Origin of the sequence: Enterobacter cloacae complex sp. P14RS, assembly GCF_014895895.1 — a bacterium.
In the GTDB taxonomy this organism is placed as follows: domain Bacteria; phylum Pseudomonadota; class Gammaproteobacteria; order Enterobacterales; family Enterobacteriaceae; genus Enterobacter; species Enterobacter bugandensis.
In genome coordinates this window covers 529,559-542,109 of the sequence record NZ_JADBQM010000006.1, presented here as the reverse complement: position 1 = coordinate 542,109, position 12,551 = coordinate 529,559, and the positions used below count along the sequence as shown (strand labels likewise).

General features: G+C 47.1%; 11 protein-coding genes and 1 pseudogene. All 12 read right to left on the bottom strand.

The features are described 5' to 3' along the window. Positions 1-191: pseudogene (locus tag IM295_RS06550) on the bottom strand (O-antigen flippase); the annotation flags it as partial. After that, complete coding sequence (locus tag IM295_RS06545; protein ID WP_193066420.1) at positions 184-1,002, bottom strand: NAD(P)-dependent oxidoreductase; 819 nt, start codon at positions 1,000-1,002, stop codon at positions 184-186. The gene IM295_RS06545 and the pseudogene IM295_RS06550, both read right to left, overlap by 8 nt. Further along, on the bottom strand, positions 999-1,538 hold the full coding sequence (gene rfbC / locus IM295_RS06540) for a dTDP-4-dehydrorhamnose 3,5-epimerase (RefSeq protein ID WP_028013780.1): 540 nt from the start codon (positions 1,536-1,538) through the stop codon (positions 999-1,001). Before rfbC ends, IM295_RS06545 begins: the two co-directional genes overlap by 4 nt. A gap of 81 nt (positions 1,539-1,619) precedes the next feature. Then, positions 1,620-3,506, bottom strand: coding sequence for a nucleoside-diphosphate sugar epimerase/dehydratase (locus tag IM295_RS06535; RefSeq protein ID WP_047363176.1), 1,887 nt, complete (start codon positions 3,504-3,506; stop codon positions 1,620-1,622). Between the two features lie 38 nt (positions 3,507-3,544). Then, positions 3,545-4,105, bottom strand: a complete 561-nt coding sequence (locus tag IM295_RS06530) for a sugar O-acyltransferase (RefSeq protein WP_063849690.1) — start codon at positions 4,103-4,105, stop codon at positions 3,545-3,547. Next, entirely contained in the window at positions 4,106-5,140 is a 1,035-nt protein-coding gene (locus IM295_RS06525; protein ID WP_193066419.1) for a glycosyltransferase family 4 protein, read from the bottom strand. Continuing rightward, a complete protein-coding gene (locus IM295_RS06520) occupies positions 5,140-6,084 on the bottom strand; it encodes an NAD-dependent epimerase/dehydratase family protein (protein ID WP_047367926.1) in 945 nt (314 codons plus the stop codon). The genes IM295_RS06525 and IM295_RS06520 overlap by 1 nt, the downstream gene beginning before the upstream one ends. A 51-nt stretch (positions 6,085-6,135) precedes the next feature. Then, positions 6,136-7,218, bottom strand: a complete 1,083-nt coding sequence (gene rfbB / locus IM295_RS06515) for a dTDP-glucose 4,6-dehydratase (protein ID WP_049137379.1) — start codon at positions 7,216-7,218, stop codon at positions 6,136-6,138. Positions 7,219-7,571: 353 nt separating this feature from the next. Then, on the bottom strand, positions 7,572-8,468 hold the full coding sequence (galF, locus tag IM295_RS06510; RefSeq protein ID WP_041909139.1) for a GalU regulator GalF: 897 nt from the start codon (positions 8,466-8,468) through the stop codon (positions 7,572-7,574). A gap of 176 nt (positions 8,469-8,644) precedes the next feature. Next, on the bottom strand, positions 8,645-10,036 hold the full coding sequence (gene wcaM, locus IM295_RS06505; RefSeq protein WP_193066418.1) for a colanic acid biosynthesis protein WcaM: 1,392 nt from the start codon (positions 10,034-10,036) through the stop codon (positions 8,645-8,647). A 12-nt stretch (positions 10,037-10,048) separates the two neighbouring features. Next, positions 10,049-11,269 (bottom strand): colanic acid biosynthesis glycosyltransferase WcaL, encoded by a 1,221-nt coding sequence (wcaL, locus tag IM295_RS06500; protein ID WP_193066417.1) that lies wholly within the window; start codon positions 11,267-11,269, stop codon positions 10,049-10,051. After that, positions 11,266-12,546 (bottom strand): colanic acid biosynthesis pyruvyl transferase WcaK, encoded by a 1,281-nt coding sequence (wcaK, locus tag IM295_RS06495; RefSeq protein WP_193066416.1) that lies wholly within the window; start codon positions 12,544-12,546, stop codon positions 11,266-11,268. Before wcaK ends, wcaL begins: the two co-directional genes overlap by 4 nt. Between the last annotated feature and the right edge of the window lie 5 nt (positions 12,547-12,551).

Here is a 12,551-nt window from a genome sequence, read left to right as displayed (position 1 = left end):
AATAACGAGAGAATATTGCCAGCTACTGAAATCACCAAAATTATAATGATTTATCAATAATCGTTAATAATAATAATGATAACGAGTTGAGTGATTCTCTCGAGGCTAAGATAAAAAAAGTTCACAAAGACTTTTCTTTTATCTTCATCCGCCACATTTTTTTTAATGGCTGATAAGAAAAAATTAGACATCTGTCATATTCTTTTTAAAGTTATCGATCATTATTTCTATATCAGACAATACATTTTTATAGACATGGCCGAACTCATTTATAGTTCTGGTATTATCCGTAGGAGGGAAATACTCACCTTTGAAACCTTCATGCCATTTGATCGTACAGCCAGTTTTACTTGCAATTAAATCTGCAATATCAGATGCTTTGGTATTTACACCAGAAGCAATGTTATAGATCTGATGTTCATTCTTACGGCTGATGAGGTAAATCATTTCTGCAACATCCGTAACTGAAACATAATCTTTTGCATATGCAGGCGCAACATACATATCAATATGTTTATTCGAAATTGCATTTCTTATTATGCTTGGCAGGAATAACTTACTTTTTAACGCCAAACCATAAACGTTACTAGGTCTGACAATAATCGTATCTCGACTGCTTTTAAGGCATAATTCTTCACTTACCAGTTTAGTAAGGTTAAAAAGTCTTCGGTTATCGCTGCTGCATACCGTAAGATTATCATTTTCCGACGCGCTATCTTGTTCCATATATACGCGCGTTGATGAAATATAGATTAATTTCGAGAACTCAGCGCATTCCAAAATTGATGCCAGCAACTCGGTGTTTGATTTATATACATCAAATGGTGTGTTTGCACAATCACCATTGCCAGCAGCATAGATGACAATGCCCAGATCTCTATCAAAAAGAGTCTCATCATCGCGTGGCGGGACTTCAACTTTTTCGCCCTTAGCCAGAAGGTTTTCCACGATTTCACTACCAATGAAACCACGTCCACCGATCACTGTATAATGTGCTTTCATAACGTTTTCTTATACTCAGCGAGTGTAATTAATTTGATGTCTTTTTCAGAGAGGAGTGGTGATGTTATCGGCCAGTCAATGGCAATATCCGGATCATTCCAGATAATCCCACCTTCATCCTTTGGATCGTAAAAATCAGTACACTTATAGTGGAAATCGGCATAATCGCTTAATACGCAGAATCCATGGGCAAACCCAGGAGGAACGTACAACTGGTTATTCTTCTCGCCTGAAAGAAGTACACCAACATATTGGCCAAATGTATCAGAATCTTGGCGAAGATCCACTGCAACATCATAAACTTCACCGCTGATTACGCTAACTAATTTACCCTGAGGCTTCGTTTTCTGGAAATGCAGTCCACGTAGAACATTTCGACTCGAACGTGAGCGATTATCCTGTACAAAAGTACCTTTAATTCCTGCATCTTCATATTTTTCTTTATGCCAAGCTTCAAGAAAAAAACCGCGAGAATCACCAAAAACCTTAGGCTCAATGATCACACAATCTTTTAAAGGTGTTTGAATTACGTTCATTATAAATCCTTCGGTGGGAAAGAATCTCTTTCCCATCTACTTTGTGAGTTAATTTCAGATTTTGGTACTGACTTAAAATACTTAACTGTTGTTTTCTTTCCAGAGTAAGTCACAGATGTCATCAGTAGGATTAAATGCAGTAGGTGCATTTAGCAATATTTTGCGCACCCGTTCATAATCAAAGTTGCGACATGAGATATCCAATTCTGCAAGAATATTTTTCATTTCACTCCACGGAAGCATGACTTCATTAGCCGTTTTAATTCGTGGATGTTGTGTTATAGAGACGTTATCGCCTATTAAAAGCTCTTCATAAAGCTTCTCACCAGGCCGCAGTCCCGTCGTTTTGATAGCAATATCACCATAAGGATTTTTATCATCGCGGACGGAAAGTCCCTGCAAGGCAATCATGCGGTGGGCGAGATCAATAATTTTAACCGGGTCGCCCATATCCAGCACAAAAACATCTCCCCCACTACCCATTGCTCCAGCCTGGATCACAAGCTGCGCTGCTTCAGGAATGGTCATGAAATAACGGGTGATATCAGGGTGCGTTAATGTTACCGGACCACCAGCAGCGATTTGTTTTTCAAATAGGGGCACAACCGAACCGGACGAACCTAACACATTCCCGAACCGGACCATGCTGAAGCAGGTTTTACTCGATTCTGATGCCAGGGCCTGCAGAATCAGCTCCGCCATACGCTTTGTCGCACCCATTGTGTTTGTTGGCCGCACAGCTTTATCTGTAGAGATAAGAACAAAACTTTCGACGCCACAATTTTCGGCAGCTTGAGCGCAGCACAAAGTTCCAAAGATATTGTTACGGACACCGTCAATAACATTGAATTCAACTAGCGGAACATGCTTATAGGCTGCCGCATGGTATATAGTCTCAACGTTAAATGCCTTGATTAGCCTTTCAAGATGTTCCATATCCTGAACGTTACCTAAAATTGGGTAAATCTTAGTATTCAAGGATTGTGTCAGAATTAAATTTCTTAGCTCAGAATCGATAGAATAAAGTGAGTATTCTGATAACTCGAAAAGAATTAGTTGTGAAGGTTTATTTTTGATTATTTGTCGGCATAGTTCAGAACCAATAGATCCTCCTGCGCCAGTGACCATGACCGTTTTATCAAGAATATTCTTTGAGACTAATTCAGGGATCGGTGAAACAGGGTCGCGACCTAACAGATCGGTAATTACTACTTTACGTAAAGCATCGATTCTCGCTTTTCCTTCAACCAAGTCAACCATTCCCGGAATCGAAAGCACCTCACAAGGTAGTCCTTCGAGGGTAGAAATCACCTCATTTTTTCTCGCACGGCTCGCACTTGGCATCGCCAGCAGAATTTTCTTAGCCTCATACTTCTCGATTAGCCATGCCAATTTTTCTGGCGAAAACACACTTACACCATGGATCACCTGCCCCTGTAATGAGCGATTGTCGTCAACAAACGCAACGGGATAGTATTCATCCATCTGACTCAACGCGGGAAGTAACTGTCGTCCTGAAGCTCCGGCCCCATATATGATGACGCGGGTTCCCAATTTTAAGCCACGATTAACTAGCATTCTCATTCCAAGGCGCGAGCCCGCCACAAGCAATACCCCGAACGAGAAATAAATAAAGGGGATGGTTCTTGGAAGATAGAGGTTTGTGTAAAAAGCGGCAATAATCAGGAGTAACGACGAAATTAGCATTCCAAGAGAAACAACAAGCAGTATTTTCGCGGTTATGTAACGTATTACAGCTCTATAAAGTCCAAGTTTTACAAAGATGGCAAGAGTAATTACTATTATTGATGTGAGCAGTAACCAGTGGGATACGCTAGTTAACGGTGTCATAGAATCAATACGAACCCAAAATGCAAACCAAAATGCACACGTTAACAAAACAACATCAATGGAGAGTGTAATAATCCGTTTTATTGGTCTTGGCAAAGAAATTAAATAAGTTAGCATACTAAAAACTAGTCGCCTCGTTAAAGCTTGCTATTAATTTATAAAATAGTACCGGGAGGGCATATGGCATGCTCATCCACTGTTGCACTATATCCACCCACTGTTCCCGCTTGCAGAAAAGCCGATCTCCCAATATTCGCACCACCGGCAAGATGCACGCCAACCCCTAAGTGGGCAAAATCACCAAGAGTCGAATCATGATCCACCGTCGAATGACTATTAACTATCGTACCTGCTCCTAAGGTTGAGTTTGCGCCAATAACTGCACCGGCTAAAACTACGCTCCCGCTCCCCAAGGTAGCGGACGGACTCACAAATGCAAAGGGGTGTACCAGCGTTGTAGGAGTAATACTTAAACTTTGAAGCTGATGGTGGAATACTTCTCTTAGCTTATTATTGCCAATGCCTATAGCAATATGTTTGGCAGTGTCCGCATAGAGATTAAGATCTGATGTTTTCCCAATAACATGAATCTCTGAAGTATTTAAGCACGATTCATTATCATCGAGGAATACAATATTTTCATATCCCAAAAGTCTAGCAGTTTCGTACAGCGTACGTCCATGCCCTCCAGCTCCTATAATGATCAGATCATTCATTTATGCATTCTCTTTGTCTTTGACTCCAGCCCCACATTTGAAAGCGATAAATATCAATGGTAGCCACGCGATGATGATGCCAACAATTCCATCAATTTTTGCAGAAATGATTAAGTATGCAATTGGGAACAACCACACAATATTTATTGCAATCGCCGCCAATGTTACCGGAACATGGCTCTTATATTTGCGGGCAAGAATTTGATAGCAATGGCTTGCATGTGCTTCATAAACTTTTTTACCAGCCAGTAATCTTCTAAGCAAGGTAGTAGTTGCATCCACAATAAAAATACCAAGCAGACAAAGTTCAGCGAACAAGACATGTGAATCTAGCTTTGCAAAATAAAGAATCATCAGGCCAATAGTAATACCTAAAAAACCACTTCCAGCATCCCCCATGAAGATCCTTGCCACAGGGAAGTTCCACACAATGAATCCTGCGGCAGCCCCAGCGAGAGCCAGTGCAATCATCGTCATCGCATCAGGAGAACCAGGGTTTTGGCTAAGCGTTATTATAACGACACTGCACAGAGAAAAAGTAATGGCTTGAGAGCTTGCAAGACCATTAATGCCATCCATAAAGTTATATAGATTCAACATCCACACAAGATAGACGCTTCCTATGATTATTCCAAACCATGACAAAGATACGACATAGCCAAATATATCAATATCCGGAAACGTTCCTAAGAAATAGAGACCTATTGCTGCTGCTAAGAAATGCATCAGCAAACGCCAGCGCGCAGCAATGTGTCCATGATCATCGAGAAAACCGATAACCGCAATCAATAAGCCCGGCACGAAGAAGCCTAAAAATGTCTCATAAGAGATATGTTTTGTCAGTACCAACCATAGTAATGCAGCTAATAATGTTAATACTATAGCAACCCCTCCACCGCGCGGCGTCGGCACACTATGTGAGCTTCTTTGGTTTGGCTGATCAATCACATTATTCTTGATGGCGTACAACCTTAAACCCCAGGTCATCGCGCATGAGATAAAGAATGCAAAAACGACAATCCCCAGATACAACATTATTTTTTACCTTCAATAAAATTCTTCGCTGTTTTTACCATCGTTTCCTGCAACGTAACGGGTGGAGTCCATTGAAGCTGTTCCCTTGATTTCGTTGAGTCGACTTCCAGATCGCCATACAGTTGGTCATATATACTTTTTTTCCTCATTGCTGAAAGAAAAATTTTAAGTAATGCCCGAGGGAAATAAACAATCCGCGCTGTCATGCCCATCCCGGTAGAAAATGCCGTAATCATTTCTTCAGTTGAAGGATGCTCCTGGTCAGCCAAAAGATAAAGTTCATTTTTTGACTTTTCATTTGTTGTACATTCACTTATAAAGCTCACAACATTGTCTAGTGAAACAAGGGCGCGCTTATTTTTTACTGACTTAAAAGGCAGAGGCAGGTTTTTAGACACTAACTTTAATAAGCGTTGAATATTACCCGGAGCATTTGGACCACAGATTAAAGCCGGACGAACGATTGTTATTGCCATATTACTACCTGAAAATGCCTTGAGAAGGCTTTCCTCGGCTTCCAGCTTGGAAATAGCATAATCTGACGTTGGTCTGGCAGGTGTCGATTCACTGAAAGGGATTCCCGATGTGGAATTACCATTTACTCCAATTGAACTGACGAAGATGAAATGTTTTACGCCACAGTTTGCAGCGTCGTTAGCTAATTTCATTGTCGCATCATGGTTGACACGACGAAATTCTGTCAGCGCATCTTCAGCATCATCTTTAAGGATATGAGCTCTTCCTGCGGTATGAATGACAGTATCACAACCTTGTAAAAGCGTAGTCCAATTCGTTTGAGCCGAAATATCGCCAAGATTATACATTCCCTGTTCAATATTTTCTTCTCGACGCGTAGTGAAAATTACCTGGTGACCTGCTGATCTTAACGTTTTGACTAAAGCAGTACCGAGAAATCCAGTTCCCCCAGTCACTAAAATTTTCATTGTCGTCCCCTATCAGCTAATTAACCATATAAATATCGAGGCGGACAGCCCTTAACGATTTTGATAATTTTGTACAATCCAGGTCTTATAATTCCCGCTTTTAACGTTTTCTACCCATGTCGTGTTTGCCAAATACCATTCAACTGTTTTACGAATCCCACTTTCAAATGTTTCCGCAGGCTTCCAGCCAAGCTCAAGTCCAATTTTCTCAGCATCAATCGCATAGCGGCGGTCATGGCCCGGACGGTCAGCAACATAGGTAATCTGATCGCGATACGACCCCTCTTTAGGCACAATCTCATCCAGCAGATCGCAAATCGTATGCACCACATCCAGGTTTTGCTTTTCGTTATGTCCACCAATGTTGTACGTCTCCCCCGGTTTCCCTTGGGTGACCACGGTATAAAGTGCACGCGCATGGTCTTCAACATAGAGCCAGTCGCGGATTTGATCGCCCTTGCCGTAAATAGGCAGCGCTTTGCCGTCCAATGCATTCAGGATAACCAACGGAATCAGTTTTTCCGGGAAATGGTAAGGGCCATAGTTATTTGAACAGTTGGTGACGATGGTCGGGAAACCGTAGGTACGCATCCAGGCACGAACGAGATGATCGCTGGAGGCTTTTGACGCTGAATACGGACTGCTGGGCGCATACGCGGTAGTTTCAGTAAAGAGTGGCAGCTCAGTTGATGCAGGATGCTCATCAGGATGCGGCAAATCTCCATACACTTCGTCGGTAGAGATGTGATGGAAACGAAACGCTTTCTTCGCCTGCTCATCAAGCGTGGACCAGTACGCACGGGCGGCTTCCAGAAGCACATAAGTGCCGACGATATTGGTTTCGATAAACGCTGCCGGGCCCGTAATAGAACGGTCAACGTGGCTTTCAGCAGCCAGATGCATTACCGCATCAGGCTTATGATTTGCAAAGATCCGATCCATGGCGTCTTTGTCGCAAATATCGGCATGCTCAAAGGCATATCGGTTGCTATCACTAACTTCTGTTAGCGACTCCAGATTTCCGGCATAGGTGAGCTTATCTACATTGACGACATCGTCCTGTGTATTTTTAATAATATGTCGCACAACCGCTGAGCCGATAAAACCAGCCCCGCCCGTCACAAGAATTTTCACGTTATCTGTTCCGTCTAGTGTATATGTCTGGATACTGGGGTTCTGAAACCTGAGTGTTTAATAATGGTTTCAGAAATTGAGCACGCTACCGCCCCTGGCTTAACAGCTACCAGTGCACTGAGCGATGTTTGATTAATGATTTTGCTTGTCTGGTTACAGACAAAAACTGGCGTTAATTGTCGTCCTAAACGACCAGAGAAACAAGCACAAATCGCTACAAAGCTGCTGAGATTTGAATCAGATAACCCTATGTAATCATTAAAATTAATAACAAAAAAACGGCAGTTATCATTTTGGTTATGTCTCAACACCAAAAATGATAACTGCCGTTTGTTCTGGACGCGGAAGGAATATCAGTCGTTAGCCAACAGCTTCTCAATCCGGCTTCTGAACTTCGCCCCTTCCTTCAGGTTGCGCAGCCCATAGTTCACAAACGCCTGCATGTATCCCAGCTTCTTACCGCAGTCGTAGCTGTCACCTGTCATCAGCATCGCGTCAACGGACTGTTTTTTCGCCAGTGCTGCAATTGCATCGGTCAACTGGATACGATCCCAGGCGCCTGGCTCAGTTTTTTCCAGCTCCGCCCAGATATCGGCATTCAGAACATAACGGCCAACCGCCATCAGATCCGAATCCAGCGTCTGCGGCTGATCGGGTTTTTCGATGAACTCAACGATGCGGCTCACCTGCCCTTCCGTCTCCAGCGCTTCTTTTGTCTGGATAACGGAGTACTCGGAGAGATCGCCCTTCATGCGTTTCGCCAGCACCTGGCTACGGCCGGTTTCATTGAAACGCGCCACCATTGCCGCCAGGTTGTAACGCAGCGGATCGGCTGAAGCGGTATCGATGATGATGTCCGGAAGAACAACGATGAATGGGTTATCACCCACTACCGGGCGGGCACACAAAATCGAGTGACCCAGACCCAGCGGCTGTGCCTGACGCACGTTCATAATGGTTACGCCTGGCGGACAGATAGACTGCACTTCTGCCAGCAACTGGCGTTTGACGCGCTGCTCAAGCAGTGCTTCAAGTTCGTAAGAGGTGTCGAAGTGGTTCTCAACCGCATTCTTGGACGAATGGGTAACCAGGACGATTTCTTTGATCCCTGCAGCAACAATCTCGTCGACGATATATTGAATCATCGGTTTGTCGACAATCGGCAGCATCTCTTTAGGGATGGCTTTAGTGGCTGGCAGCATATGCATGCCCAGGCCTGCTACCGGAATGACTGCTTTCAAATTAATCATTATTTCTTCCACCTTAAAATGGTTGACGAATTATAGCTCTTAAACCTGTTTTCGCCAGCATGATTTGCCGTAATCCTCTGACAATGTTACGCCTTAGCCCCACAAATTTCTGTAGTTGTAATCTGAATAGATCACACTTCTGTGCCAGGAATAGTCTCAAAAAAGAAAGTTGTCGATTATCTGTGCGGAAGCGCAAAATTCAGCCTTTCCACATTCACTACCTGCTGATCCACCCGGTCAATATCCACTGAACTCTGCCCCTTCTCATTCACCGCTTTGATGTTCGCCAGCGACAGCAAGGTTTCGTCTTTGGCCATAAATTTACCCCGCACATCTTTACGCAGGTCGAAGTTGATCTTCAGCGCGGGGCCAATAGCTGCCTCCTGCATCACGTTGATATTACGTAAGAAAAGATGCTGCGGCTTATTATGCAGCTCAAGCGTCGCCCGCTTCATCTCCACGTTGGTGATCGCTACAAAGGAGGTCGCATTACCGGATGAAATTTGAATTCCGCGCAGCTTATACGCAAGCTGGCGATTATCGAGGTGAATATTGTTGAGCTTGAAGTTCTGCGGGATGGACAAATAATCGCCTTTAATTACGCCATAGCCGATTAACATTCCGGCACTATTGACCATGTCGACATTATCAATAATGAAATTATCGCAGCCATAAATGGCGACCGTTGCGTTGTCTATACCCGCCTTTTTACTGAAATCGGGGGTAATATTTTTGGCCTTTATATTACGTATAACAAAGTGTTTCCCGTTCTCAACGTGCACCAGCTGGCGACAGTTGCTGCCGGTGATATTTGCCACCACGAAGTTCTTCACGGTTTGCTTTTCGGGGTAGTCGTTATCGTAGGTGCTGCCGGCGAGGCCGATGCCGATGCCCCAGTTGATCTTGCCGTTGGTGCAGTTGATGTTATCGATCACATGATCGGAGATGAGGATATTGCGGTCATTGATGGCAACGTTCCACTCGATCGCATCGCCCTGCAGATGGCTAAATTTGCTGTTGGTGATCCGGGCGCCATCGACCTGATTATGGAAGCCCTGGCGCAGGATGGCATAGTTAGCCTGGCTCACGCTGATGTTATCAATCACCAGATTGCGCATCACGCGCGGTTTCTTGCCACCAATGTAGATCTGCGTCACCGGCCCAAATCCGCTCATTGCCAGCCCTTTGATCGCGCAGTCAGAGCCGCGAACGTCGAGCGTGATGTTCTCCGTGCGCCCGCCGCCTTCACCGATCACTTTGCAGCCTTCCTGCAGCACAAAACGCCCACGTCCGTTGCCGGTTAACGCTCCGCGGATCAGCAGCGTTTTACCGTCGGGAATGAAAATGCCCGTATTGATGTTTTCGCAGGTAAGTCCGGCCGGGACAACGACGGTGTCACCATCCTTAAACGCCTGCTTAAAAGCGGCGATCCAGTCGTTGTTATTGTACTGATTAATGGAGACCGTCTTTCCGCTTGCCGCCCGCGCCATGCGGAACGACAGCAGCGGCGAGGCCGCCAGCACGGACAGAGAAGTGACAAAGGTGCGTCGGGTAATCTTTTTCAGCATACAACCTCGGCGTTACAGCGTTTGCAGCAGGCTCGCTAACTGGCGATTGATTACCTGCTGGTTAAAATCGGTTTCAACTTTTTGTCGGGCATTCTGGAGCACAGGCTCCAGCGCCTGCTGGTCGATGTCGCTGAAAGCAGCCAATCGATCCGCAAGAGCCATCGCGTTATTCTCCGGCACCAGCCAGCCGGAATGATCAGATTTGATCAGCTCCGGGATCCCACTGTGCAGCGTCGATACCACCGGGATCCCAACGGCCATCGCCTCCATCAGCGCCACCGGAATGCCTTCCATATCGCCATCGGCGCCCGTTACCGAAGGCAGCAGGAACACGTCCGCCTCATCGAGCATGGCTTTAACCTCATGGCTCGGCTTGAAGCCCGGCATCTCGACGACATCGTCCAGCTGATACTGTTCGATAAGCGTGCGCAGACGACGTTCCCACGGGCCAATGCCGAGAATGCGATAGTGGAACGCCACCCCGCGCGCCTTCAGCTGTCGGCAGGCTTCGATGGCCACGTGCAGACCTTTCTTCTCGGTCAGACGGGCTACGGAGATGATCTGCAGCGGTTTTCCCGGCACCTTAACCGGGCGGCGAGTGAAGCGCGTTAAATCGACGCCCATACGCGACACGGCAATTTTCTCCCCCGGACAGCCCATGCTTTTCAGGCGACCGGCCCACAGGTCGCTGATGGGCAGCATCATGTCGCCGCGGCGGAAAAGCGCCTGATACTCCGGCGTGTAGTGGTTCAGCACCTCGCGGCTGGAAATGTCGATACCGTGGAAGATGGTCGCAATTTTGCCGTCAATTACGCCAAGCTCACGCAGTTTCGCGGCGGTGACCCCCGCCGGTCCAAAGTGGGCGATAAACACGTCGGCACGATACGGCTGCGCCGTTTGCCCGCAGATGGCCGACAGAATTAAATTGCGAGATTCCGATCCATAGCGGGAAACGTTCAGCGCGCGCCACGTCGACGCGCGGTGGATCCCGCGTAACGTCTGGCTGGCCCGGTAGCGCAGCTTGCTCAGCTTCCCGGCCGGTTCGTCCTGCAGCCAGCGGGTCTTAGCCTCCAGCCCATACTGGGTATACGCCGCATGGGTATTTTTGGTGTCGCCCTTTTGCAGGGCGACGATCTCCACGTCATATCCCATATCGATAAACGCGGTAATTTGGTTCAGAACAAACGTTTCGGACGACAGCGGAAATTTCAGTAAGAAGAAACCAACCTTCATTTCCCCTCCCGCACGCGGTCAAGTACCGACTTCACCATGTCAATGCCCTTCTCGCGCTCGGCTTTCACCGCCACCGCCAGGCGTTCATTGATCGCGGGCAGTTGACCCAGGGTGTCCCCCACCATTGCACCGAGCGATCCGTCCAGCAGATGACGAATATCCACGGCCATCTCCGGCATGCCAAGCTGCTGCATAATCCCGGCGGACTTGTGCTCATAGTTAATGGCGATGGCCGGCGTGCCAAAGTTCATGGAGATAATCGCCGAGTGCAGTCGGGTACCCACCGTCAGGTCGCAGGCTGCGAGCAGTTTGCCCATCTCCAGGTCGTTCAGCTCGTCCATCACCACGTGATAGCGGGACGGGTCGTTCACCAGGTTGCGCAGGTTCAGCGCCACCATGCGGTCATCTTTGTTGTAGCTGTCGATACCGGTACAGGTTGAGAGCGCCAGCACCTGATAACCGCTGTCCAGTACGTGGTTCACTACATCGGCGAACGCTTTCTCATAGGCTGCCTGGGTCGTGCCAAGACGCTTATCGAACGGGGCGAGTTCACGCAGGGTAATCGCGACAGTTTTTTGTTTCGCCGTCACGTCGAGCCAGTGCTGCACCGCGTAGCTCGGCTGGAAGTTATCGTCCTGGTGATCCACCAGCCAGGCGGTATCCACGCCGTGTTCAACTTTAGAGGTGTCAATTTCGCTACGCTTCATCATGTCGAGGCTGACCGATTCGCGCAGGATCAGCGCGTCGCAGTGGCCAAACACATAATTTGCCAGCTGGTTAAACTGCGGATCCTGGAACGGCCCGACGCTGTGGCCGATCATAAACAGCGGCTTTTTCGCCATGAACGTGCACAGCGCATGCTCAAACTGCGGCACGCCGTAGAGATCGACGAAGAACGAGCCGCCGACCTGAATAATGGCGTCATAGCCGGACAGCAGACGAACAAAATCGGTAAAGCCCTGCGCGATAGCAATGTTGCGCAGTTTACCGGTATCGGTCACCCGGGAAAGCAGCACCTGATGCTGGTAGCGACGGCGCAGCACTTTCTTCACGCGCCCCATCACGCCCGCGGCGTTGTTGTGCTGTTTCATCTGGCTGTAGAGCGGGTCGCCCATCACCGGGCGGTTCAGTAACCAGGATGAGCTGACCGGATAACGGCTCATCACGTCCACTTCAGTCTCAGGCTTAAGGGTGTTTATTGCATCCAGTAAACCGCGCAGGATGGCGCTGTCGCCACGGTTGCCGCAGGTATGGTTGCCAAGAATTAATAATTTCATAATGG

What these genes read in the sequence shown, in the direction of transcription:
- IM295_RS06535 (WP_047363176.1), bottom strand. Translation starts at nt 3,506, where the DNA reads ATGCTAACTTATTTAATTTCTTTGCCAAGACCAATAAAACGGATTATT.
- IM295_RS06530 (WP_063849690.1), bottom strand. Translation starts at nt 4,105, where the DNA reads ATGAATGATCTGATCATTATAGGAGCTGGAGGGCATGGACGTACGCTG.
- galF (WP_041909139.1), bottom strand. Translation starts at nt 8,468, where the DNA reads ATGATTAATTTGAAAGCAGTCATTCCGGTAGCAGGCCTGGGCATGCAT.
- wcaL (WP_193066417.1), bottom strand. Translation starts at nt 11,269, where the DNA reads ATGAAGGTTGGTTTCTTCTTACTGAAATTTCCGCTGTCGTCCGAAACG.
- IM295_RS06525 (WP_193066419.1), bottom strand. Translation starts at nt 5,140, where the DNA reads ATGTTGTATCTGGGGATTGTCGTTTTTGCATTCTTTATCTCATGCGCG.
- IM295_RS06520 (WP_047367926.1), bottom strand. Translation starts at nt 6,084, where the DNA reads ATGAAAATTTTAGTGACTGGGGGAACTGGATTTCTCGGTACTGCTTTA.
- wcaK (WP_193066416.1), bottom strand. Translation starts at nt 12,546, where the DNA reads ATGAAATTATTAATTCTTGGCAACCATACCTGCGGCAACCGTGGCGAC.
- IM295_RS06545 (WP_193066420.1), bottom strand. Translation starts at nt 1,002, where the DNA reads ATGAAAGCACATTATACAGTGATCGGTGGACGTGGTTTCATTGGTAGT.
- rfbC (WP_028013780.1), bottom strand. Translation starts at nt 1,538, where the DNA reads ATGAACGTAATTCAAACACCTTTAAAAGATTGTGTGATCATTGAGCCT.
- wcaM (WP_193066418.1), bottom strand. Translation starts at nt 10,036, where the DNA reads ATGCTGAAAAAGATTACCCGACGCACCTTTGTCACTTCTCTGTCCGTG.